Genomic DNA, 23,933 nt, shown 5'->3' with positions numbered 1-23,933 from the left:
CCTCGAAATTGTGGCGCGAGATTCCGGGTTCGCGCTGGCGCGCGCCCCGGAATGACTCGTTGAGAAAGTGCGTCCTACGCCGCCTTGGCCTTGGCGTCGCGGATCGCCTGCCAGATCTTCGACGGCGTCAGCGGCGTGTTGAGCTGGGTGATGCCGAGCTCGCTCAGCGCGTCCATCACGCCGTTGGTGATGCAGGGCGGGCCGCCGATCGCGCCCGACTCGCCGCAGCCCTTCGAGCCGAGCGGGTTGGTCTTGCAGGGCGCGGAATCGTCGAGCGTGACCGTGATCGGCGGGATGTCGTCGGCGCGCGGCACGCAATAATCCTGGTAGCTCGCGGTGAGCAGCTGGCCTTCCTCGCTGTAGGCCACGCCCTCGTACAGCGCCTGGCCGATGCCCTGCGCGACGCCGCCATGGATCTGGCCAGTCACCAGCATCGGATTGACGGCGACGCCGACATCATCGACCGTGGTGTAGCGCACCACCTTGCTGACGCCGGTTTCGGGATCTATCTCGACCTCGCAGATATGGGTACCGTTCGGCCAGCTCGGCCCATCGACCTCGCCCTCGCTCTCGACCGAGAGCCTTGCGCCGCCTTCCTTCCTCGCGATCTCGAACAGGCTGATGCGCTTGTCGGTGCCGACCACGGTGAGGAAGCCGTCGCGATACTCGATGTCCTCGACGCCCGCCTCCAGCATGTTGGCGGCCTTCTCGCGCGCCTTGTTGATCATGTCGTTAGTGGAGACCGCAACCGCAGTGCCGCCGACGAACAGCGAGCGCGAGCCAACGCTGCCGAAGCCGGTGGCGAGATCGGTATCGCCCTGAACGACGTCGATCTTGTCCAGGGGAATACCAAGCGAGTCAGATACCATCTGGGTGTAGGTGGTCTGCAGGCCCTGCCCCATCGCCATGGTGCCGGAATGGAGAATGACGCGGCCTTCGGCGGTCGCGTGCAGCGAGACCTTCTCGGTATGGGCGCGGCCGCCGGTCCATTCGATATAGCTGGTCAGGCCGCGGCCATAGAGCAGGCCCTTCTTCTTTGCCGCCTTCTTGCGCGCGGCAAACCCGTTCCAGTCGGCGAGGTCGGAAGCGCGCTCCAGCATGTGCGCAAAGGCGCCGGAGTCGTACACCTGGCCGACTGCGTTGGTGTAGGGCAGCTGCGCCGGCTTGATGTAGTTCACCTTGCGGATGGTGCGCGGGTCCATGCCGATCTGGCGCGCGGCGGCGTCGAACAGCCGCTCGACAATGAATACCGCCTCGGGCCGGCCCGCGCCGCGATAGGCGCCGACCGGAGCCGTGTGGGTCATCACCGACTTCACCTCGAAATGCACCAGCGGCAGATCGTAGACGCCGGTCTGCACGAACGGCCCGAGCACCAGCGGGATGATGTTGGCGGTACCGGACGAGTACGCTCCCGTCCCGCCGATCGAGCGCACCCGATAGGCCAGCACGCGGCCCTTGGCGTCGAGCGCGAACTCGCCGGTCGAGGTCAGGTCGCGGCCATGGGTGCCGCCGACGAACTCATCGGTGCGGTCACCGCGCCAGCGGATCTTCTTGTTCAGCTTGGTCGCGGCGTAGGCGACGATGCCGTCTTCCGGATAGAGGCTGGTCTTCTGGCCGAAGCCGCCGCCGATGTCGCCGACCAGCACGCGCACGCTGTCCTTCGGCCGCTTCAGGATCGATTCCGCAAGCAGATCGCGGGTCGAGCCCGGCGTCTGCGATTGCACGTGCAGCAGCAGCCGCCCGGTCTTCTTCTCGATCTCGGCGATGGTCGAGCGCGGCTCCATCGCCGACGGCGCCAGGCGCTGGCTGACCAGCTCGAGCGACACCTTGTGCGCGGCGTTGGCAAAGGCCTCCTCGACCCTGGCGGCATCGCCATAGCTCATCGCGGCCACGATGTTGTCGGGCGCCTCCGGCCAGACCGCGGGCGCGCCGGGCTTGATCGCCTCGACCGGATCGACCACCGAGGGCAGTACCTCGTAATCGACCTCGATCGCCTCTGCCGCGGTCTGCGCCAGCACGCGCGAAGTCGCGACCACGGCGGCCACGCCTTCGCCGGCATAGCGCACCACCTCGTGAGCCAGAAGGCGGCGCGGCGGCACCGTCATCGGCGAGCCGTCCGGCCGCTTGAAGATTGCCAGGGTCGGCAGCGTGCCGATATCGTCCCTGACCAGGTCGGCTCCGGTATAGACCGCCTCGACACCAGGCATTTCCAGCGCCGCCTTGGTGTCGATCGACTTGATATTCGCGTGGGCATGCGGCGAACGCAGCACGTGCAGCCAGAGCGCACCGTCCTCGGGCTTGTCGTCGATGAAATGCCCCTTCCCGGTGAGCAGCCGCTGGTCTTCAAGACGCTTGACTGGCTGTCCCGCACCAAAACGCATATTGCCGGGAAGAATGTTCATCAGCTTATCCTTCGAGCTTCCAAGAATTTGGCGGGGGTTTTAGCGGATTTTGGCGCGCTGACAACCGAGCGCGCATCAAGGCAGATGCCCATCCCGCGGCGCGCGAGCGGTTGGATTTGGCGCCATTCAGCCTGCCGGGGAGAATATTATTGCGTGCGGCCGATATCGACGACCGCGACCTCGACATCGCGCGTCGCCCCGTCCCGTTGCACGCTGAGGCGGACCTTGCTGCCGACTCCGACCTGCTCGACCTCATCGCTCAGGTCGGAAAGTCGGTGAACCGTCTTGCCGTCGACTGCGGTGATCACGTCGCCAAGCTCGCCGGTGGAAAGGTTTACCCCGCGGAGTCCGGCCTTCTCGGCGGGTGATCCCGGCGTCGTGCGCACGACGATCAATCCCTCGGTGCCCAAACGCGTGGCCACCGCCTCGGTCGCGGTCACGATGCCGATCCCCGGGGTCGGCACGCGGCCGTTGCGGATCAGCTCGGGGACCACGCGATTCACGATATCGACCGGGATCGCAAAGCCGATGCCGGCATTCGAGCCCGACGGCGACAGGATTGCCGTCGTCACGCCGATCAACCGGCCGGCGGAGTCAAGCAATGGCCCGCCCGAATTGCCCGGATTGATCGCCGTATCGGTCTGGATCACGTTCGAAATTTCTCGTCCGCTCGAGGTCGGCAGTCTGCGCTTCAGCGCACTGATGATGCCGCTGGACATGGATTGATCCAGCCCGAAAGGGTTGCCGATCGCAAATGCAAACTGCCCGACCTTGAGATCGGCCGAACTGCCGATTGCCACCGGCGGCGGCAGCGTGCGCGCGTTGCGGATCCGCAGTACCGCCAGATCGTAGTTCGGCGCCGTACCGACGATCTCCGCGCGCACCGCTTCGCCAGAGGCAAATCGGATCGCGACCTGGCTTGCGTTCTGCACCACATGGTTGTTGGTGACGACGTGGCCCTCATTGTCCCAGACGATGCCGGTGCCGGAAGCCTCCCCGCCTTCCTGCTCCTCGCTGAGCGGATTGGAGGCGGTTTGTGCGACGACCTGCACGACCGACGGCGAGACCTTCTCGAATATCTCGATATTGGCCTTTTCGACGTCCGACAACGCGCCGCGCTCCGTGACTGCGCGCGCGGCCGAGCCGGTCCACGGAGCCTGACGTATGTTGCTGGCGGCGAAGACCAGCAGAACGGCTGCGACAACGGCAAGTACTGCAATGTGGCGTCGATACATGGACCTTGACTCTCCCGCGTCGATAAACGCGCCGGACGGGCGGAAGTTGCCGGGCGCATGTCGGGACAAATGCCGCAGTTTCCGCCGTTCACGGGTCGCCGCGGTTTGTCCCGCAAGTCCCCGATTGAAACCGGGACGCCGGTCTTTCGTTGTCCCAGGGATGCGTTGCGGCTCTCAGCGGCCTTTGCGGGATCGTCCCAATCCGACGCCAGAGACGTCCCGCATTTGATCGGAGCTTTCGGCATGACCGAACGGACGCGGTTCAATATTGGCTATGCCATTGCTGCGATTATCGCGGTTTTCCTGATCCAGTACATGGTGTCGACCGCGAACAAGACCGCGGTGATCCCCTACAGCCAGTACCAGCAATTGCTCCGGGATGGGAAGGTCGATTCCGTCGGCATTTCCGACCGCACAGTGCAAGGCACGCTGAAGCAGCCGCTGCCCGGTGGCCAAAAGCAGTTCGTGACCACGCGGGTCGACCAGGACGTGGCCCAGGAGCTCGAGAAATACCATGTGCGCTTCACCGGTCAGATCGAAAACACTTTCTTGCGCGACCTGCTGTCGTGGGTGATGCCCGTACTGCTGTTCTTCGGTATCTGGTGGTACATCGGCAGGCGCGCCGCCGCCGGCGGAGGCCTGGGCGGCGGACTGATGGCGATCGGCAAGAGCAAAGCCAAGATCTATGTCGAATCCAACACGGGCGTGACCTTCGGCGACGTCGCCGGCGTGGACGAGGCCAAGGACGAGCTGCGCGAGGTCGTCGATTTCCTGAAGAACCCGACCGACTATGGCCGGCTCGGCGGGCGCATGCCGAAGGGCGTGCTCCTGGTTGGCCCGCCAGGCACCGGCAAGACCCTACTCGCGAAGGCCGTCGCCGGCGAAGCCCGCGTGCCATTCTTCTCGATATCGGGATCGGAATTCGTCGAGATGTTCGTCGGCGTGGGTGCAGCACGGGTCCGCGACCTGTTTCAGCAGGCGCACAAGAAGGCGCCGGCGATCATCTTCATCGATGAACTCGACGCGCTCGGCCGGGCACGCGGTATCGGCCCGTATGCCGGCGGCCACGACGAGAAGGAGCAGACGCTGAACCAGCTCCTGGTCGAACTTGACGGCTTCGACTCACGTTCCGGCCTCGTCATCCTCGCCGCGACGAACCGGCCGGAAATTCTCGATCCTGCGCTCCTGCGGGCCGGTCGTTTCGACCGCCAGGTGCTTGTCGATCGTCCTGACAAGAAAGGCCGTATCGAAATTCTCGAGGTGCACATGAAGAAGGTGCGGCTCGCGGCCGACGTCGCCTCCGAAGCCGTGGCGGCGCTGACGCCGGGATTTACTGGCGCCGATCTTGCCAATCTCGTCAATGAAGCGGCGCTGCTCGCGACACGCCGCGGAGCCACTGCCGTCGCCATGATTGACTTCAACCGCGCGGTCGAGCGCATGGTGGCCGGTCTCGAGAAACGCAACCGCCTGCTCAATCCCAAGGAGCGCGAGATCGTCGCCTATCACGAGATGGGCCATACGCTGGTCGCCTTGTCGCTGCCGGGCGTCGACCCCGTGCACAAGGTCTCGATCATCCCACGCGGCGTCGGCGCGCTCGGCTACACCATCCAGCGTCCGATCGAGGACCGTTTCCTGATGACCAAGGAGGAACTGGAGAACAAGATGGCGGTGCTGCTCGGCGGTCGTGCGGCCGAATTGATCGTGTTCGGGCATCTCTCGACCGGTGCCGCGGACGACCTGCGGCGCGTGACCGATATCGCCCGCAGCATGGTGACGCGTTACGGCATGTCCGAAAGTCTCGGCGGCGTTACCTACGATCGCGAGCCCGGCAGCAACCCCCTCGCCGACGCGGGTGGGCCCTATTCCCTGCGCCAACGCGACTATGGGGAGGACACGGCCGCCGCCATCGACCACGAGGTCCGCGCGATTGTCGATAGCGTCTTCCAGCGTGCCGAAGGCATCCTCAGCGCGCGCCGCGCAATCCTCGACAGCGCAGCGAAGAAGCTCTTGGAAAAGGAGACGCTTGAAGAAGCAGACCTGAAGAGTCTGGTGCGCGAGATGCCGCAGGAGGGCCTGAGAGCGGTATAGGGAGGCGAAAGCGCGGGGCATACAAAGCGTGCCCGGCAAGCCGCGGGCGTGACGGCAAGCGCAGCGCACCCGCCCACCCTACGACATCCCCTCACGCTAGATCGCGCAGAGCTGCCTCGATCACCTTGCGCTGCTCGGCCGACAGCGGCGCCTGCGGCGGCACGGGGTCGCCGACGTCATAGCCCTGGATCGCGAGCCCCGCCTTGATGCAGGCGGCGAGATTGAAGCGGGCAAAGGCCTCGTTGATGCGCCACAGTTTCCGCTGCAGCGCCATTGCCTCGTCCCAGCGGGTACGGCGGCAGAGGTTGTAGAGCTCGACGCTCTGCCGCGGGATGATGCAGGCGGGCCCCGCCATCCAGCCGTGGCCGCCGATCAGCATCACCGCGGCCGGAATATGGGCGGAGGCCGAGAACACTTTGATGCCGTCACCGCAGCGGTTCATGATCGACAGCAGCCGCCCGGTGTTGGTCGAGGCGTCCTTGATGTAGCCGATGCGCGGGTGGGCCGCGAGGCGCGCGATGACATCAAGGGTAAGATCAGAGCGCTGGAAATTCGGATTGGTGTAGATCACCACGGGAATGTCGACGGCGTCAGCGATAGCGCGGAAATAGGCTTCGACCTGGGCGTCACTGAGCGGGAAATACGCCTCCAGGATCGCTAGGATGCCGTTCGCGCCGCGCTTCTGATAGGCCTTGGCCTGCGCTACCGCATCCGCGGTCGAGGTCGAGGCGACGCCGGCGACCACGGGCACGCGGCCCTGCGCGGCCTCGATCGTGGTCTGCACCACCTGCATCCGCTGCGCATTGTTGAGATAGGCGAACTCACCGGTCGAGCCGAGCGGCGTCAGCCCATGGACACCAGCCTTGATTAGGTTGTCGCAGAGCCGGCCAAGCACCTCGGTGCGGATATGGCCGGCGGGATCGACCGGAGACACCAGATACGGGAAGACGCCGTGAAAATCAGCCATTTGCGAGCCTCGTTGACGGCGAGACATAGTCGGGATCATGCGCAAAGGGAAGCGGCCTTCCCTCACCCAGGGCGTCCAGCACGGCCGCAAAGTCGGTTACCGCGCGGAAGCCGAGCAGGCGTTCGGCCTTGCCGGCATCGTAGATCCGGCCGATCGATGCCGGCAGGCGCCAGCCGCGCTTGGCAAACAGCCTCGGCGCATCCGGGAAATAGCGTGCAATCACGCTTGCCGCATCCGACTTCAGCGCCGCGAGGTCATTGCGCGAGAACGGCGTCGGTGCGCTGATCACAAAGACCTCGAAGCCGCCAGCCTTTTCGAGCGCCACCACATGGGCGTCAGCCGCATCCTCGACGGTCAGACGGCGGTACAGCAACTCGGTCGCCTTCAGGTTTTCGCCATGGATGTCACGGATCGTGTCGTCGTCTTCGGGGAAGAAGCGGCTGGTGCGCAGCACCGCGCAATTCAGCCCATGCTCGCGGCTGAACAGCCGGCACAACCCCTCGGCAGCGAGCTTCGTGATGCCGTAGATGTTGCGCGGCTCGAGCGGGCCTGCGCTCTCGTCGAGCCACACCGCGGCGATGCCCTCGCCGTTGCGTATCGCCTGCGAGATCATCAGCGAAGTCGTCGAGGTGAAGACGAAGCGGTCATGGCCCGCGGCTACCGCTGCCTGCAGCAGATTCAACGTGCCGGTCACGTTGACGTCCACGAAGGCCTGCGGCGAAAACCGCTCGATATCCGGCTTGTGCAGGGCGCCGCCATGGATGATCGCTTCGATGCCGTGATCGGCGAAGGCCCGGTCTACCACCGAGCGCTCGGCGATCGAGCCGACGATATCGGTGGCCTCGCCCGGGACCACGTCGAGGCCGACGACGCTGTGGCCGGCTTGCCGCAGCTTCGGCGCGAGAAAACGCCCGAGCAGCCGGAAGAGCCCGTCAACAGCACCCGCATGACGTCAGCCCCGCCCGATCTCAAAACACCTTGGCGATCGCGGCCTGCGCGTCGCTCTGGATCTGCTTGAGATGATCGGGCCCCCGGAAGCTCTCGGCGTAGATCTTGTAGACGTCCTCGGTGCCGGACGGACGCGCGGCGAACCAGCCGGACTCGCTCTCGACCTTGATGCCGCCGAACGGCTGGTCGTTGCCCGGCGCTTTCGTCCTGACCGCACGCACGGCATCGCCGGCCAGTTGCGTCATGTTGAGCTGCTCGGGTCCGAGCGCCTTCAGCGCGCTTTTCTGCTTCGGCGTCGCTGCAACGTCGATGCGCTCGTAATAGGGAACGCCGAATTCGGCGGTGAGCTCATTGAACAATTCGCTCGGGTCGCGACCGGTCTTCGCGATGATTTCCGCCGCCACCAGACCCAGAATGATGCCGTCCTTATCCGTGGTCCAGACCGAGCCGTCACGCTTGACGAACGAGGCGCCGGCGCTCTCCTCGCCGGCAAAGCCGAACGCGCCGCTGCCGAGTCCCTCCACGAACCATTTGAAGCCAACCGGCGTCTCGACCAGCTTGCGGTTCAACTTCTTCGCGACGCGATCGATGATCGAGCTCGACACGATGGTCTTTCCGATTGCAGCACCCTTGCTCCATTGCGGCCGGTGCGCGAACAGATAGGCGATCGCGGTGGCCAGGAAATGGTTCGGGTTCATCAACCCGTTCGAGCGGGTCACGATGCCGTGGCGGTCGGCGTCGGTGTCGTTGGCGAAGGCGACGTCGAACCGGTCGCGCATCTGAATCAGGCTCGCCATCGCATAAGGCGACGAGCAGTCCATCCGAATCTTCCCGTCCCAATCCACGGTCATGAAGCGGAAGGTCGGGTCGACCGCGTCGTTGACGACGGCCGCATTGATCCCGTAACGCGCGATGATCGGCTGCCAGTAATGCACCGCGGCGCCGCCGAGCGGATCGATACCGATCCTGACGCCGGCGGACTTGATCAGGGCAAGATCGACGGTGTTGCCGAGGTCGGCGACGTAAGGGGTGATGTAATCGTGAAGGTGCGTGGTCGCGGCCTTGCGCGCGCGCTCATACGGCATCCGCGCCACGCCGTTGAGGCCGGCCTCGATATAGCGGTTGGCGTTCTTCTCGACCACCGCGGTGACGTCGGTGTCAGCCGGGCCGCCATGCGGCGGATTGTACTTGTAGCCGCCATCCTCCGGCGGGTTGTGCGACGGCGTGATGACGACGCCGTCGGCAAGCCCCGTGCTGCGGCCCTTATTGTAGCTCAGGATCGCGTGCGAGACCACCGGTGTCGGCGTGTAGCCGCCCTGCGCATCGATCATGATCTCGACGCCGTTCGCGGCGAACACCTCGACCGCGCTGACCAGCGCCGGCTCGGCCAGCGCATGGGTATCGATGCCGATGAACAGCGGGCCGGTCAGCCCGGCCTCGCGGCGACAATCGCAGATCGCCTGCGTGGTGGCGAGGATGTGGTCCTCGTTGAAGGAGTTCTTCAGCGACGAGCCGCGATGGCCCGAGGTGCCGAAGGCAACCCGCTGGGCGGGATCATGGGCGTCAGGCTTGCCGGCGAAATAGGCCGTGACCAGCCGTGGCACATTGGCGAGCGAAGCAGGATCGACGGGTTTGCCGGCCGCGGGATGTAGTGCCGTCACGTGACCTCTCAGAACTGAATTCGCCGACCATCAGCGCAATCGGGTGATGCTTCGGCGTGCTACCATGCTGGCTTACCCCCAATCAAGCCAGGGGCATTTCGTTCCTTGCTGGCCGCATCGAGGCATAACGACACATCGATCTGCTGCACCTTTTCACGCAACTCGTCGACCAGCACCCGCTTGTTCTCCGTGTAATCGACGGGAACCACGACGAGATGAACGCCGCCGCCGGCGAAGGCGCGCTCCAGCGTCGGGACGATCGCCTCGGTGCTCTCGATCCGCGAACCCTTCGCGCCGTAGCTCTCGGCATATTTGACGAAATCCGGATTGCCGAAGGTGAGACCGAAATCGGGGAAATGGTCGACCGCCTGCTTCCAGCGGATCATGCCGTAGGCGGAATCTTCCAGGATCAGGATCACGAGGTTGAGCTTGAGCCGCACGGCGGTCTCCAGCTCCTGCGAATTCATCATGAAGCCGCCATCGCCGCAGACCGCGAGCACCCGGGTCTTCGGATAGAGCATCGCCGCCATCATCGCCGACGGCAGGCCGGCGCCCATGGTCGCGAGCGCATTGTCGAGCAGCAGCGAGTTCGCCAGCAGCGTGCGGTAATTGCGGGCGAACCAGATCTTGTACATGCCGTTGTCGAGCGCGACGATGCCGTCTTCGGGAATGACCTGACGGACGTCATGCACGATGCGTTGCGGCGTCGGCGGCCAGCGGCCCTCGGTGGCGCGGTCGGTGATTTTCGCCAGAATGCCCTCGCGCAGGCTGTGCAGCGCGCTGGCGTGCGGGAGCCGTCCCTCGACCCGGTCGGCCAACAGCTCGAGGCTCGGGCCGACATCGCCGATCACTTCACACTGCGGGAAATAGACCTGCTCGACATTCGCCGGCGTATAGCTGACATGGATCACCTGCGGTCCCTTGGGACCCATGATGAAGGGCGGCTTCTCGATCGTGTCATGCCCGATTGCGATGATGAGATCGGCGCGGTCGATCGCCTCATGCACATAGTCGCGCTCGCTCAGCGCGGCCGTGCCCATGTAGAGATTGGTCCCGCCGGACACCGTGCCCTTGCCCATCTGCGTGGTGAAGAATGGAATCTTGGTGCGTCGGACGAAGTCGCCGATGCCGGCCGTGCTGCGCGGGCGCGACGCCGCGGCACCCAGCATGATCAGCGGGCGCTGCGCCTTCAGGATCATCTCTGCCGCGCGCTCCAGCGCCGCGGCATGCGCGATGGGGATTTCGATCGGATGCGGCGGCACCATGGCCACCGGTTCCGCCTCCTCGCCCGCAATATCCTCCGGGAGTTCGAGCAGCACGGGGCCCGGGCGCTCCTGCATCGCGATCCGGAAGGCGTCACGGACCAGCGTCGGAATGGTCGCGGTGCTGACGATCTGCAGTGACAGTTTGGTCAGTGGACGGAACGTGTTGACGATATCGACGATCTGGAACTTGGCCTGACGGCTGCTCATGATGCCTTTCTGGCCCGTGAGCATCACCATCGGCATCGCGCCGAGCAGGGCATAGGCAGCGCCGGTGGTGAGATTGAGCGCGCCGGGTCCGAGCGTCGTCATGCACACGCCGGGCTTTCCGGTCAGCCGGCCATAGGTCGCCGCCATGAAGGCCGCGGCCTGCTCGTGGCGTGTGACGATCAGCTTGATCGAGGATGTGCGCAGGCTCTCGACAACGTCGAGATTCTCTTCGCCGGGAACACCGAACACACGTTCCACACCCTCGTTCTCGAGGGCGGCGACCAGCAAATCGGAGCCTTTAACCATGTCAGCCTCGCGCGTTTGATTGCATGCGGCCGGTCGAGCATAGCGGCATCGTACGGCGTCGGGGAGTCCCTCGCGACCTCACTGCTTGTGCGCCCTGATCCAGGCAGCGACCACCGGCAACACGCGCGCCTGCAGATCGCCGGAGATCGCAATCGATTCCAGCGCCCGCGCCACCATCATCCACCCGCCGCTGGTCGATTGCGACGGCGCGAAGGCAGCGAGCTCGGCCGCGTGGGCCGCATCGGTGAAGTTGGCCATCAAGTTGGGCACGAACTGATCGCGAAAATTCGGTCCCTGCTTCGCCAGCAACGCGTCGAAATTGTTCCGAACGAAATCCCAGGCGAGCTGCGGCTGCTCGCCCGCGGACGCGACCGCGCCGATCATGCCCGGGACGATCGTGCCGGGTAGTTCGCTGGTCAACGTCAATGCCAGCGCCGTTTGCGCCAGCTCGGGGGCGCCACGTCGGCCGGCGCGATCACGAACCGCTCCTGCCGCAGCGTCAGTCGCTGCGACGTGCCATCGCAGACGGTCTCCGCCACGACCAGCGGCACGCCATCCCGTTCGGTGAAGGACGCAGCCACGCCCGCGATCCGCTTGCCTGCGGCGCTCTCCAGCGCCTGCCAGAGATCGGCGGTCGTGCTGTTGCTATAGGCGTGCACAGCCATGTATTTGCGAATGCCGTCGCGGAAGGCCTGCGCACCGAGATAGTTCTCCAGCATCCGGATCAGCGCCTGGCCCTTGTTGTAGGTGATGGCATCGAAGGCCGTGACCGCTTCGCTGTGATCGGCGATCGCCTGCTGGATCGGATGCGAGGTGCGGCGCGCATCCAGCGCCATGGCGAATTGCTTGACGCCATAGCCGTTCAGCCAGTTCTGCCATTGCGGGTAGAATTGCTCCGAGGCCTTGGTCGCCATCCAGCTTGCGAAACCTTCGTTGAGCCAGAGATTGTCCCACCAGGCCATCGTGACGAGGTCGCCGAACCACATATGCGCCATTTCATGCGCGATGATGGCAAAGATGCCGCGCCGCGCAGACTCCGCATTGGTCGCGGGATCGAACAGCAGCCGGCTCTCGAAGAAGGTGATGCCGCCCCAATTCTCCATCGCTCCGCCAAATCCGCCGGGCACCGCGATCAGGTCGAGCTTGGGCAGCGGATATTTCACCCCGAAATAGTCGTTGTAGTAGGCGAGCAGCTTGACCGCGCTGTCGAGCGCGAATCGCCCCTGCTCGGTCTTGCCTTGCGTCGTCACCACACCGAGCGTGACGCCGCCGGCGTCCGCCGTGACACGCTCCAGTTCGCCCACGGTGAGCACGAAGAGATAGCTCGACATCCTCGGTGTCAGCGCGAAGGTCACTCTTTTGAGATTGTCGGAGACCTGCGCTTCGCTTGCAACCGGCATGTTGCCGACCGCCAGCAGATCGCGCGGGATCACGACGCTGAGCGCAAAGGTTGCCTTGAACGCCGGCTCGTCCCAGCACGGAAATATCCGCCGTGCATCCGCCGGCTCGAGCTTGCTCGAGATCAGCCGCTTCATGCCGGTCCGGGTCGGATAATCGACCGAGAACAGGCCGCTGCCGAACTTGTTGATCTGCGCGGTGAAACCGATACGCAGCTTGTGCCGGCCCGCCGCAAGTGGCTGGGCGAACGTCAGCGTCGCCGTCTGCGCAGCGGCATCGGTCGTGACCGCGGCGCGCTGCGCCCCGTCATCGGCGGTGACATCGCCGAACGTCGCCCTGATCGTGTTCAGCGTCACCTGAGCGGTCGGCTCGCGCACCTCGATGTCGACAGTCTCGACGCCAGGTAACGCCAGACTTGCGAAATCGGGCGTCAGCTCGATCGCGTAATTCACGGGAACGACGACCTTCGGCAACCTTCCCGGCGTGCTGTCGAAGGAAAAGGTCTGCTCGGCGCGCGCGCCAGCCGCCACTGACAGCAGGACAGTCGCCGCGGCAACGCAACGCAGAAACGCCCATCGGTGATGGCTTGCAGGATGCCCATTGCGCGGCTCAACGAGACCTCGGAGGGATTTTCGGACGCTATTTTCGGGGAGGGTAGCAGTGAATCTAGAGGAGATAATGTCACCACGAAATTGACAACTCTGCGACCGCGACATTGCAACTGCGCTTGTTGCCCGGCAGGACGGTCAGAGGATAACTTGCCGACGCACTTCTTGCTGCAGCCGGTGATGAGGTCGAGGCTTTTCCTCGGCATCGGCCGGGCACCACCACCGGACCGACACGAACCCGACGGGAGCCAATAATGTTCGGTAAATTCTCGCGCCGGCAGTTTGCGGGCCTTGCAGGCCTCTCGGCGCTCGGCCTGTCGGCCCCCGCCCAGGCTGCGAAGGAGCCGCCGCGGCCGGACGGAGCGAGCTTTCCCGCCGGCTTCGTCTGGGGCACTGCGACGTCGTCCTACCAGGTCGAGGGCGCGGTCAACGAGGATGGCCGCGGCCGTTCGATCTGGGACACCTTCACCCACACGCCGGGCAAGATCGAGGACGGCACCAACGGCGATCGCGCCAATGATCACTATCACCGCTACAAGGAGGACGTCCGCCTGATAAGGGACCTCGGCGCCAGGGCCTATCGCTTCTCGATCGCCTGGCCACGGGTGTTTCCGGACGGCACCGGCGCGCCGAACCCGAAGGGCCTCGACTTCTACTACCGCCTGGTCGACGAGTTGCTGGCAAACGACATCGAGCCCTACGCCACGCTTTATCACTGGGATCTGCCGCAGGTGCTGCAGGACCGCGTCGGCGGCTGGCAATCCCGCGAGACGTCGAAGGCGTTCGGCGACTATGCCGGCTATGTCGCGCAGCGGCTCACCGACCGCGTCAAGAACATCTTCACCCTCAACGAGGTCGGGCGCTTCATCCCCTTCGGTTACGGCCTCGGCATCGACGCACCCGGGTTGAAGCTGCCGCAGGCGCAGGTGAACCAGGCGCGCCACCACGTCGCGCTGGCGCATGGGCTCGCAGTGCAGGCGATCCGCGCCAAGGGGCGCGCCGGCACGCGGGTCGGCCCGGCCGAGAACATCACTGCCTGCGTGCCCGCGATCAACACGCCGGAGAACATCCACGCCACCGAGATCGCGACGCGTGAACTCAATGCTGGCTTTCTCGGCGTCGTCCTCGAAGGCAAGTACACCGAGGGCTTCCTGCAATGGGCCGGTGCGGACGCGCCCAAATTCACTGCGGACGAATTGAAGACCATTTCGCAACCCAACGATTTCGTCGGCTTGAACATCTACGCGCCGCAAGTCTACGTCGTCGCCACCGACCATGCGCCGGGCTGGCGACCGCTGCCGATGCCGGCGTCGTTCCCGCATATGAACTCGGAATGGCTGCGGATCGCGCCGGAAGTGATCTACTGGGCGCCGCGGATTGCCGCCAAGCTGTGGAACATCAAGAGCATCTATATCAGCGAGAACGGAACGTCCGGCGAGGACAAACTGCATCCGGACGGCCAGATCTACGACGTCGACCGCATCATGTTCCTGCGCAACTATCTCGCGCAGCTGCAGCGCGCCACCGCCGAAGGCGTCCCGGTTCACGGCTATTTCCTGTGGAGCCTGATGGACAATTTCGAATGGATCTTCGGCTACGCGAAACGCTTCGGCCTGTACCGGGTGGATTTCGAGACCCAGGCGCGCGTGCCGAAGCTGAGCGCGGCATTCTATCGTGACGTGATCGCGCGCAACGCGATCGGAGTGTGACGACAGCCCTACCATTCCTGCGGCCGCGCGCCGGCCCATGCCCGCCTCAGCAGATCGCGAATGCCTTCTTGCTCGATCGGCCGCGGATTCCAGTAGGGATTCTTGGCGGCGAGCTCGGCGGCCCTTGCGATGCCGTCTTCGGGCATGCCGATCTTCGCAAGCGCGCGCGGTGCGCCAAGCCGCGCCGACAGGTCGAACAGGCCACTGGCCGCGTTCGGCACACCAAGCGCCTTCGCGGCGCGGCCGATCGCATCAGGTGCCGCCGGCGTGTTGTAGGCGATGGTGTGCGGCAGCAGCACCGCGTGGGTCTCGGCATGCGGCAGGTCGAACAATGCACCGACCGTGTGACAGAGCTTGTGATGCAGCGCCATGCCGACCGTGCCGAGGCAGACGGCGCACAGCCATGCGCCGTAAAGCGCATCCGAACGCGCCTCGAGATCGTGCGGCCGCGCAATCACCTCCGGCAGCGACGATGCGAGCTTCGCAATTGCCTCTTCCGCCATCAGCGAGGTGATCGGATTGCCGTCGCGCGCATACAGCGCCTCGGCTGCGTGCGCGATCGCGTTCAGCCCGGAGATCGCGGAGAATTTTGCCGGCATCGAGACGGTCAGGTTGACGTCATAGATCACGGCCTCGGGTAGAATCTTTGGCGACGACTGCGTGGTCTTGACGCCGTCGACGGTCTCTCCCAGCACCGGCGTCATTTCGGACCCGGCGTAGCTGGTCGGCAGGATCAGTTGCGGCAGGTCGGTGCGCAGTGCGATCGCCTTGCTCAGGCCGGTCGCGGCGCCCGCGCCGATCGCGACGACCCCGTCCGGCTTCAGATCGCGCACGACCTGCATGGCCCGCTCGGTGACCGCGACCGGCGTGTGCACGACGGCCCCCTCAAACAGCCCCGCCATGCGGCCGCCGGTCAATGCCGCGAGATCGCCGAGCTCGGCCTGCTGCCGGCGGCTCGCCAGTACCAGCGCACGCTTGATGCCGAGCCGCTCGAACTCGTCCCCCAATTTCGCGATGGTGCCGACCCCGAACACCACCCGCATCGGGCTGACCTGATAGGTGAAGGACTGCGACATGATGCTTCCCTCGCTGACATCAGGCGTATCATGCCCGGACGGCACGAGTGTTTCACCTACCTCACCAAACCAGTCAACCGTGACGTTCTCACACCACCGCTCTGTAGTCCGGCGCGGTGGCAAGAAAGCGCGCATAGGCGTCGGCGTCGGGCGGCGTGAACTTTTCGACGAGCGGGTTGCGGCGCCAGGTTTTGGCGCCGATATCGGCCAACAGCTCGTCGAAATGCTTGAAATGATAGGGCGCGACGCACAGTCCGCCATAGACACCCGCCGCCGGCCGCTCGACGCGCCTGAAATTCAGCATCATCGCGATGTTGTCGTTCATCTCGGCCGCGCTCGGCTGGCGCGCGAGCCGGCCGTCGGCGTAACGCACCAGCCAGTTCGCGGCGAGGTCGGCGCACAGCACCGTGCAGAAGCTCGAGTTGAAGCCGACGAAGCCCATGTCGGGCAGATCGGGATTGGCGATCAGGCGATACAGCCGGTACTGCCCGTCGGGCTCGACCAGTTTCGCCCGATAGGCCTCCGGCAGGAACGGCACGCCGAGCTTGTAGCCGATCGCAAGTACCGCGATGTCGGCCGCGATGCGTTGGCCGCCGCTGGTCACGATGGTCTTGCCGTCATAATGGTCGAAGGTGCCGCGCACCGCCTTGATGCGGCCGTCAGCGACCATCGGATAGAAGCCGGGGGTTGCGATCGGCACCGAGCAGTTGACGCCGTCCTCGATCCGTTCCTTCGGCACCATGTTGCACTGTTTGAGCTTGAGCTGCATCTTCAGCATGCTCTCGAGCCCACGCCAGTTCGCCCAGACGAACGGCTTTGCGATCGCATGCGCGAGGCGTCCCGTCGGGCCGATGCCCCAGCTTGCGAACATCTGCTCCTGCGCGCGGATGTAGAGGATGCGCTTGAAGTTCACCAGCCCGCCGACAAAATAGGGGATCCGCCAGACCGGCTCGCGAAACACGATCGTCACCTCGCTGGCACCGGAATTGACCGCGTTCACCGCGATGTCGGTGGCCGATTTCGAGCCGCCGAGCACGACGACGTTGCGTCCCTTCGCGAGGGTCGGATCGCCATATTGCGACGAATGCAGGATCTGGCCGCCCTGCGCCTTGAAGCCGTCCTCGCCCGGCGGCGACAATGTCTGCGGCTCGTTGAACTGCCCAGTGCAGACAGCGACGAAGTCGAAATCCTCGTGGCCGGTGGCGCCGTCGGTCGAGCGCAACTCGAGCCTCCAGCCCGGTTTGCCGTCGGCCCGGCGGTTCATCGCCTCCACCTTGGTATCGTAGCGGATCGCGCCGTCGATCCCGTGGCTGCGGGCATATTCGCTGAGATAGGCATGGACCTGCGGTCCCTTCGGCCATTCCGGATAGGACTCAGGCATCGCCTTGTCGGTGTAGCGATAGAGGTCCTTCGGGCTCTGCGTCTGCACCTCGGGATAGGAGCGCGCCGGCTCCCAGACCCCGCCGAGATCACCACTGCGCTCGATGATGGTCACCTTGTGGCCGCGCGTGGCGAACGCCTTGCCTGCGGCGAGTCCCGACACGCCGGCACCGATAACGCACACATGCTTCTGCTTGACCATGAAACCGCTCCGAGATGAATGAACAGGTCCATTCCCTAGGCAAACGCATCCCCGTGATCGCCGGGACGTCTGCTCCGGCGAGCGTCGCGTGCGCTGTCTGCTTTGGCTGCGTGCCTAGTCGTTGGCTTCCGGCGGCAGGAAATCCACCTCGTGCTGCGCGGAGATGCGCACCACTTCAGCCGGGTCCTGCAGATTGTGCAGCTTGTCGAACAGCGCTTCGAGCTTCTGCATCGGCGACACCCAAAACAGCGCCCGCGCCGGCTTGTCCGACTTGTTGAAGTAGCCGTGCGGAATGCCGCGCGGCATGCGCACGAGGTCGCCGGCCTTGGCCTGCACCCAGACCCCATCGAGCTTGAGATCGAGCACGCCCTCCTGCACCAGGATGAACTCGTCCTGGGTTGGGTGGATATGCACCGGCACGAATTGGCCGGGATCGCTGTTGGTTTCGAACGCGAAGGTCGAGTCGGTGACCGCTTTGGGATAATAGACCTGGCCCAGGATATTCCAGGTCTTGCCGCCGTAGCCAGTGCCGTTTCGGGTGATGCCTTTTTCGAGCGTGCCCATGTCAGCCTCTCCAGTGTTGGTGCGCGTTGCGGGCACGGAGCCTGTCGCGAGCCGACGGGGCTGTCTAGCCGATAAACGAATCCGCATTCGACAGCATCATGCTGCAATGCGGCAGCGATCGGCACAGCCTCCCCTGCCCGAAACCCCGCCGGTCTGCGCAGCGATCGGGCAGATTGCCGATGAAACTGCGTTCCACTTTGCCGAAGGATGCACTAGGCTGCATGATGTTTTAGACCTCAAACAACTGCGGACGGCCGGCGTGATTGCGGCGAGCAACGAGGTTTCGGCAAGGGCGAGGCTGAAGGATTTCGCGCGGGTCGCCACGACGCGCGTCGACGATGCTGCCGAGGCGATCGGACGCATCTTCTGTCCGCACGATCTGACGCCGGTCGACCGCTCCGAAGGAGATTTTTTCGCGTTCCACAATTGTGCGGGCTTTGACGGCTTCTCCGTCAACTATGTCGCCTATGGCGGATCGGTGTCGATCAATCCCGGTTGCCTTGACCGCTTCTTCCTGCTGCAGGTGCCGCTGCATGGTTCGGCCGCGATCCGCACCGCGGCACGCGAAGTGATGACGGGACCAGCCTTCTGCGCATCGCTGCTGTCGCCGACCATTCCGACCGACATGACGTGGCGCGGCGATTGCGCCCAGCTCATCCTGCTGCTCGATCGCAAGCTGGTGGAGCATCGCGCCGCAGCGCTTGGCGGCGTGGCTGTACGGCCGGTCGAGTTTGATCCAGACGTCGCGCTGACCGGGCCGCTCGGACACGCAATCGCCGCGAGGATCGAACATCTGGTCGCGCTGGCCGAGCAGCTCGGACCGCACAAGACGTTGCCCGGATTGGCGGCGGCCGAGTGGCGCGAGGCATTGCTCAACGTCCTGCTCACCGAGCAGCCGCACAGCCTGAGCTCCGCCATCGATGTCTTCAACGGCCGGGCCGAGACCCAGCCGGCCCCGCTGAAACGGGCGCGCGCCTATCTGGAGACACGCGCGACCGAGCCCCTGGATCTTGTCGAGCTTGCCGACGTCGCAGGCACCGGCATCCGCGCGCTGCAACTCGGCTTCCGCCGCCACTTCGGCACCACGGTCAGCGAGATGCTGCTCGACATCCGCCTCGCCCAGCTCAACGCGCGCCTGAAGACAGCCCGTCCAGGCGAGCGCATCGTCGATATTGCATTCGATCTCGGCTTCACCCATCTGAGTCGTATGGCAAGCGCCTACCGGGCCAAGTTCGGCGAGAGCCCTAAGGTCCGGACTCAATCAGGTCCACCAAATGATAGCGGCAGCAAGATTGACGGCCGAGAGGAAGTTTCTGGCGAGCTTGTCATAGCGGGTTGCAATGCGCCGCCAGTCCTTGAGCCTGCAAAACATGCGCTCGACGAGGTTGCGCCGCTTGTATGCGGCGCGGTCGAACGGATGGAAGCGTTTTCGGGTGGGATTGTTTGGGATGACCGGGGTTGTTCCCCGTTCGATGAGGAATTGCCGCAGTTCGTTCGCGTCATAGGCCGTGTCGGCCGCACAGCAACGCGGTGGTGGCAGAGAGCTGAGCAGGGGCAGCGCCGCGCGGATGTCACCACGCTGACCTGGCGTTACTTCGAGCGCGATGGCGCGTCCGAGACTGTCGCAGACGGCGTGGATCTTGGTGGTCCTGCCACCGCGGGAACGACCGATGGCCTGAGCCTCCGCCCCCCTTTTCCACCGGCCGCCGCACGGTGCGCCTTGGCGGTCGTGGAATCGATGGCCTGGAAGTCGTCATCGGGCGACAGGCCCCGAAGTGCTTCGAACAGATTGCGCCAGACCTCGCGCCGCGACCAGCGGTTCCAGCGATTGTAGACGGTCGTGTAAGGGCCGAACACTGCCGGGCAATCGCGCCAGCGGCAGCCGGACTTCAACACATGGATGATGCCACTGATCACGCGGCGATCATCGACTCGACGAGCGCCGGGCTGATTTTGCGGCAGCAAGGGCTCGATTGCTGCCCACTGCCGATCATTCAACCAAAACTCGCCCGCCATGATCCAAGCCCCGCAAATGCAGAGCTTGAATCATATCTCCACGTAAAATTATACATCTGATTGAGTACAAACCTTAAGGCAACCCTGCACCGGCTGGGCTGAGCGTCCGCTCCGAACACCCCGTGCCGCCGCGCGGTAGGGCCCTGCCCATCCGGCCAGTTTCGCCGTCTGCCGCAACATCCCAGACTGAGGGAAGCCAACGGAGTTTCCCATGACCGACCCGACCACCCTCTCCTCGCTGTCATCTGCCCTTTCGGAGACCATTGCGCGCGCCGCACCCGCCATCGTCTCCGTGCATTCGCACCGTCTGCGGGCGTCCGGCTTCGTTTGGAAGCCGGGTCTCGTCATCACCGCCGACGAGGCGCTGGCCGACGACGGCGAGATCGAGATCCAGCTTTCCGATGGCAGCCGGCGGCAGGCGACCATCGCCGGACGTGACCACACCACCGACATCGCGCTGCTGCGGTTCGATGCCGACGTCGCGCCGGTCAAGCTGTCGGCCACGGTTCCCGCGCTGGGATCGCTCGCAATGGTCGTCGCGGCGGACCGCGGCGCGCCGACCGCGCGGCTCGGCATAGTCTCGTTGTCAGGCCCGGCCTGGCGCAGCCTGCGCGGCGGCGACATCGACGCGCGGATCGAGCTGGACGTCCGGCTGCGGCACAGCCAGCAGGGCGGGCTGGCGCTGAATGCGTCGGGAGAGCCGTTCGGCATGGCCGTGCTGGGCCCTCGCCGCGTGCTGACGATTCCGGCCGCGACCATCGAGCGTGTCGCGCCGCAGCTCGAGAGCTCTGGCCGCATCGCGCGTGGATATCTTGGCCTCGGCCTGCAGCCGGTCCGTGTCGACGACGGCATCGGCGCGATGGTGATGAGCGTCGACAAGAACGGCCCCTCGGCGGCCGCCGGCATCCGGCAAGGCGACGTGATCGTTGCGGTCAACGATGAGCGGCTGTCCGGCGTGCGGGCGCTGCTGCGAACCCTGGGACCGCAGAGCGTCGGCAGGGTCGTCGACCTCACGGTCCGTCGCGGCGGCGAGCCGCTGCATGTCAGGGTGACGATCGGCGAGAGGCCGGAGACGTGAGCAGTGAGAGTGCACCTGAGATCGTGATCTCGCTCGAGATCGACGATCCCGTCCTCGCAGACCGGCTGGCGACGCTGCTCGGCGGCGTCGCCGGCCTGCGGCTCGCAGCGCCCGGCGAACCGGCCGCGGCAGCGATCATCTCCCACGATCAAGACAAGGCAGTCTCGCCTGATGATTTCGAGTTGACGCCACGCGAGCTCGACGTGCTGGCGCTGCTCGCCGAGGGCGCCTCGAACAAGATGATCGCAAAGCGCCTCGGCATCTCCGTCCACACCGCCAAGTTTCACGTCGGCTCCCTGCTCGACAAGCTCGACGCCACCGGTCGCACCGACGCGGTCGCGCATGCCGCAAGGCGTGGGGTGATCAATCTGTGAGGCCGAAAGCACACGCGGATGTGATTTCTCCATTCGCCGTCCCCGCGAACGCGGGACCGATACTCCGCAGTCTTTTGCTGCGAACGAGACTCTTCGTTCGTCGTCCTGGCGAAGGCAGGATCCACAACCACCGCATTTGATGATGAACGCGATGTTGGCCCCAGCGTCGCGCGACAACTGACATTTGGGGTAATGAGTCCTGGCTTTCGCCAAGACGACATCGAGTGTGTTGCGCGGCCTGTGGGTCATATCCACATTCTCGCGGCGCGATGCGTCCGAGGTTTTCATCGATCTTCGCCGCTCTGAGATCAGAGGGCGCAGGGAAAGCCGGGTGCCGATCGCACCCTAGGTGGATTTCGCCTTCGTGCACTACGCTGCCACCGACGCGGGGAAGCAGAGTACGACCAACAGGCCCGGCGAATTGTCGCGCAGCTCGATCGTCGCACCGTGCAGGCTGGCGACGGCCGCAACAAGGCTGAGGCCCAGGCCGTTTCCCGGCGTGTAGCGGCTCTGCTCGAGCCGATAGAAGCGCTTGAAGACGTGATCGTGCTGGTCGGTGGGAATGCCGGAACCGTCGTCGGCGACGGAGATCACCGCGCCGCTCTCGCCGTTGCGGCAGGTCACGGTCACTCGCCCCCCGGCGCGGCCGTGCTTGATGGCATTGTCCACGAGATTGGCGATCGCGTCGAACAGGAGGTCGCGATCGCCGATCACCGGCACCTCGGCGTCGCCGGCCAGCTCGAGGCGGGTCGTGTCCCGCTCGGCCGCGGCATCGTAGAGCTCGACCACCTCACCCGCGATCTCAACGAGATTGACGATGCGAAAGGCGTCCTTGCGGGCGCGTGTCTCGATCTCCGAAATCCGCGTGATGGACGCGAACATCGCAAGCACGGTATCGAGATCGGCAATGGTGTCGCCGATCAGCGCCGCATCGTTCTCGCCGTTGCGTGGACAATGATAGGCCTTCTCGAGCCGTCCGCGCATGCGCGTCAGCGGCGTGCGCAGATCATGCGCGATGTTGTCGCTGGCCTGCTTCACCTCGCCCATCAAGGTCTGGATGCGGTCGAGCATCTGATTGAGGTTCTCGGCGACGCGGTCCCATTCGTCGTGACTGCCGTGGAGCGGGATGCGCTGGTCGAGACCGGAGAGCATGATGGCGCGGCTGGTCGCATTGATCGACTCGATCCGGCCGACCGTCCGCCGCGTGACCCCGATGCTGGCGACGGCCGCCAGCACGACAATCAGCACGACGACAGCGATACCGGCCGCCCTGATCTGCGCGGTGAAGCCGTCGAGATCGCCGATGTCGCGGCCGACCAGCAGCCGATCGCCGTTCGGCAGGGTCTCGGTCACGCCCCGCACCAGCGGGGCCACCGAGGCGGGCGACCGCGCCGGCGCGCGAAACTCGGCCCAGCCCTGATCTGCTGCGTCCACCGGCCAGCGCGCGAGGTTTCCGGCGAGCACCGCCGATGCATGGTCGACGAGGAGGTAGACGTGATCGGCAAAGCTCTTGTCGGCGATGCGCTGTCCGATCAGCGCGACCAGGCCGTCGCGTCCGGACCGCGCATAGGCGTCATGGAGGTTCGCCTGCTCGGTCATGATCGCCCGGTCGGACCGGCTGCGCACATAGGAGACCGTCGACCAGTAGACATAGGCGAAGATCGCGCAGACGATCAGGCCGAAGGCCCCGATGGCCATCAATGCCAGACGGAACGTCGATGACCTGAGGGTCTTAGCCAGGAGCACGGAGGCAGTACCCGATGCCGCGGATCGTATGGATCAGCGGATAGGCTTGCTGGTCGTCGACCTTGCGCCGCACCCGCCCGACATAGACATCGATGATGTTCGTCGAGGGGTCGAAATGCAGATCCCACACATGCTGCAGCAGCATGGCGCGCGACACCACGCGGCCCTCGTTGCGCACGAGATATTCAAGCAGCTGGAACTCCTTCGGCAGCAGCGGGATCCTCCGGTTGCGGCGGCTCGCTGTCCGCGAGATCAGATCGACCGCGAGATCGCCGACCCGCAGGATTGTCTCCTTGGCGACGGTCTCGCTGCGCCGGCCCAGCGCCTCCAGGCGCGCCAGCAACTCGACGAAGGAGAACGGCTTGACCAGATAGTCGTCGCCGCCGGCGCGCAAGCCCCGCACGCGGTCGTCCACCTCGCCGAGCGCGCTGATGATCAGGAAGGGCACCACGATCCCGTCGTCACGCATCTGACGCATGACCGCGATGCCGTCGATATCCGGAAGCATGCGATCGATCGTGATCACGGCATAATCGCGCGCCGCGCCCTGGTTCAGCGCCTCGCGGCCGTTCGCGGCCAGATCGACATCATAGCCGCTGGTGGTGAGTTGTTCGACGAGTTGACCCGCAGTCTCCGGATCATCCTCGACGACGAGAATACGGCGGTGAGCTCCGGGCATCGTGTTGAACTCTCCGAGTGCCCC

The 23,933-nt window shown here is 65.2% G+C and carries 17 protein-coding genes and 2 pseudogenes; 5 read left to right on the top strand and 14 right to left on the bottom strand.

Annotation, left to right across the window (positions count from 1 at the left end; translation table 11 throughout):
• Positions 1-74 precede the first annotated feature (74 nt).
• Both MTX23_RS07530 and MTX23_RS07525 read right to left on the bottom strand, forming a co-directional pair.
• Positions 75-2,402 (bottom strand): xanthine dehydrogenase family protein molybdopterin-binding subunit, encoded by a 2,328-nt coding sequence (locus MTX23_RS07530; protein WP_280975984.1) that lies wholly within the window; start codon positions 2,400-2,402, stop codon positions 75-77.
• 146 nt (positions 2,403-2,548) lie between these two features.
• Positions 2,549-3,637: a trypsin-like peptidase domain-containing protein gene (locus MTX23_RS07525; RefSeq protein ID WP_280975983.1), complete on the bottom strand. Its 1,089-nt coding sequence runs from the start codon at positions 3,635-3,637 to the stop codon at positions 2,549-2,551.
• A gap of 243 nt (positions 3,638-3,880) precedes the next feature.
• Here MTX23_RS07525 and ftsH point away from each other — a divergent pair, with 243 nt between their 5' ends.
• On the top strand, positions 3,881-5,725 hold the full coding sequence (gene ftsH, locus MTX23_RS07520) for an ATP-dependent zinc metalloprotease FtsH (protein WP_280975982.1): 1,845 nt from the start codon (positions 3,881-3,883) through the stop codon (positions 5,723-5,725).
• A 91-nt stretch (positions 5,726-5,816) separates the two neighbouring features.
• Here the strand turns inward: ftsH and MTX23_RS07515 are convergent, their stop codons facing one another.
• The 6 genes from MTX23_RS07515 to MTX23_RS07490 form a co-directional block, all read right to left on the bottom strand.
• Positions 5,817-6,692: a dihydrodipicolinate synthase family protein gene (locus tag MTX23_RS07515; protein WP_280975981.1), complete on the bottom strand. Its 876-nt coding sequence runs from the start codon at positions 6,690-6,692 to the stop codon at positions 5,817-5,819.
• Entirely contained in the window at positions 6,685-7,584 is a 900-nt protein-coding gene (locus tag MTX23_RS07510) for an NAD(P)-dependent oxidoreductase (protein WP_348637566.1), read from the bottom strand. Before MTX23_RS07510 ends, MTX23_RS07515 begins: the two co-directional genes overlap by 8 nt.
• 76 nt (positions 7,585-7,660) lie before the next feature.
• Entirely contained in the window at positions 7,661-9,301 is a 1,641-nt protein-coding gene (gene pgm / locus MTX23_RS07505; RefSeq protein WP_280975980.1) for a phosphoglucomutase (alpha-D-glucose-1,6-bisphosphate-dependent), read from the bottom strand.
• Positions 9,302-9,360: 59 nt separating this feature from the next.
• Entirely contained in the window at positions 9,361-11,079 is a 1,719-nt protein-coding gene (locus tag MTX23_RS07500; protein WP_280975979.1) for an acetolactate synthase large subunit, read from the bottom strand.
• A 78-nt stretch (positions 11,080-11,157) separates the two neighbouring features.
• The gene (locus MTX23_RS07495; protein ID WP_280975978.1) at positions 11,158-11,499 is read right to left on the bottom strand and encodes a hypothetical protein; all 342 of its coding nucleotides are present in this window, start codon (positions 11,497-11,499) and stop codon (positions 11,158-11,160) included.
• Positions 11,500-11,501: 2 nt separating this feature from the next.
• Positions 11,502-13,007 (bottom strand): M1 family metallopeptidase, encoded by a 1,506-nt coding sequence (locus MTX23_RS07490; protein WP_280975977.1) that lies wholly within the window; start codon positions 13,005-13,007, stop codon positions 11,502-11,504.
• Positions 13,008-13,339: 332 nt separating this feature from the next.
• Between MTX23_RS07490 and MTX23_RS07485 the strand changes: the two genes are divergently transcribed.
• Positions 13,340-14,794 (top strand): GH1 family beta-glucosidase, encoded by a 1,455-nt coding sequence (locus MTX23_RS07485; RefSeq protein WP_280975976.1) that lies wholly within the window; start codon positions 13,340-13,342, stop codon positions 14,792-14,794.
• An 8-nt stretch (positions 14,795-14,802) separates the two neighbouring features.
• Here MTX23_RS07485 and MTX23_RS07480 read toward each other — a convergent pair whose 3' ends face one another.
• From MTX23_RS07480 to MTX23_RS07470, 3 genes are all read right to left on the bottom strand, one after another.
• Complete coding sequence (locus MTX23_RS07480; RefSeq protein WP_280975975.1) at positions 14,803-15,870, bottom strand: maleylacetate reductase; 1,068 nt, start codon at positions 15,868-15,870, stop codon at positions 14,803-14,805.
• A gap of 88 nt (positions 15,871-15,958) precedes the next feature.
• Positions 15,959-17,452, bottom strand: a complete 1,494-nt coding sequence (locus tag MTX23_RS07475; protein ID WP_280975974.1) for an NAD(P)/FAD-dependent oxidoreductase — start codon at positions 17,450-17,452, stop codon at positions 15,959-15,961.
• A gap of 114 nt (positions 17,453-17,566) precedes the next feature.
• Positions 17,567-18,016 (bottom strand): cupin domain-containing protein, encoded by a 450-nt coding sequence (locus tag MTX23_RS07470; RefSeq protein ID WP_280975973.1) that lies wholly within the window; start codon positions 18,014-18,016, stop codon positions 17,567-17,569.
• Positions 18,017-18,275: 259 nt separating this feature from the next.
• On the opposite strand from MTX23_RS07470, the pseudogene MTX23_RS07465 reads away from it, so the two are divergent.
• Positions 18,276-19,262: pseudogene (locus MTX23_RS07465) on the top strand (AraC family transcriptional regulator); the annotation flags it as partial.
• Positions 19,263-19,277: 15 nt separating this feature from the next.
• On the opposite strand, the pseudogene MTX23_RS07460 reads toward MTX23_RS07465, so the two are convergent.
• Positions 19,278-20,032: pseudogene (locus MTX23_RS07460) on the bottom strand (IS5 family transposase).
• 211 nt (positions 20,033-20,243) lie between these two features.
• Here MTX23_RS07460 and MTX23_RS07455 point away from each other — a divergent pair.
• Both MTX23_RS07455 and MTX23_RS07450 read left to right on the top strand, forming a co-directional pair.
• Positions 20,244-21,110: a S1C family serine protease gene (locus MTX23_RS07455; protein ID WP_280975972.1), complete on the top strand. Its 867-nt coding sequence runs from the start codon at positions 20,244-20,246 to the stop codon at positions 21,108-21,110.
• On the top strand, positions 21,107-21,484 hold the full coding sequence (locus MTX23_RS07450; RefSeq protein ID WP_280975971.1) for a helix-turn-helix transcriptional regulator: 378 nt from the start codon (positions 21,107-21,109) through the stop codon (positions 21,482-21,484). Before MTX23_RS07455 ends, MTX23_RS07450 begins: the two co-directional genes overlap by 4 nt.
• Positions 21,485-21,853: 369 nt before the next feature.
• Here the strand turns inward: MTX23_RS07450 and MTX23_RS07445 are convergent, their stop codons facing one another.
• A complete protein-coding gene (locus MTX23_RS07445) occupies positions 21,854-23,230 on the bottom strand; it encodes a HAMP domain-containing sensor histidine kinase (RefSeq protein WP_280975970.1) in 1,377 nt (458 codons plus the stop codon).
• The gene (locus MTX23_RS07440) at positions 23,217-23,909 is read right to left on the bottom strand and encodes a response regulator transcription factor (RefSeq protein WP_280975969.1); all 693 of its coding nucleotides are present in this window, start codon (positions 23,907-23,909) and stop codon (positions 23,217-23,219) included. The genes MTX23_RS07445 and MTX23_RS07440 overlap by 14 nt, the downstream gene beginning before the upstream one ends.
• Positions 23,910-23,933 lie beyond the last annotated feature (24 nt).

The organism is Bradyrhizobium sp. ISRA436, assembly GCF_029910015.1.
Taxonomy (GTDB): Bacteria; Pseudomonadota; Alphaproteobacteria; order Rhizobiales; family Xanthobacteraceae; genus Bradyrhizobium.
The sequence above is the reverse complement of the archived record's forward strand: the minus strand, read 5'-3'. Positions and strand labels throughout refer to the sequence as shown.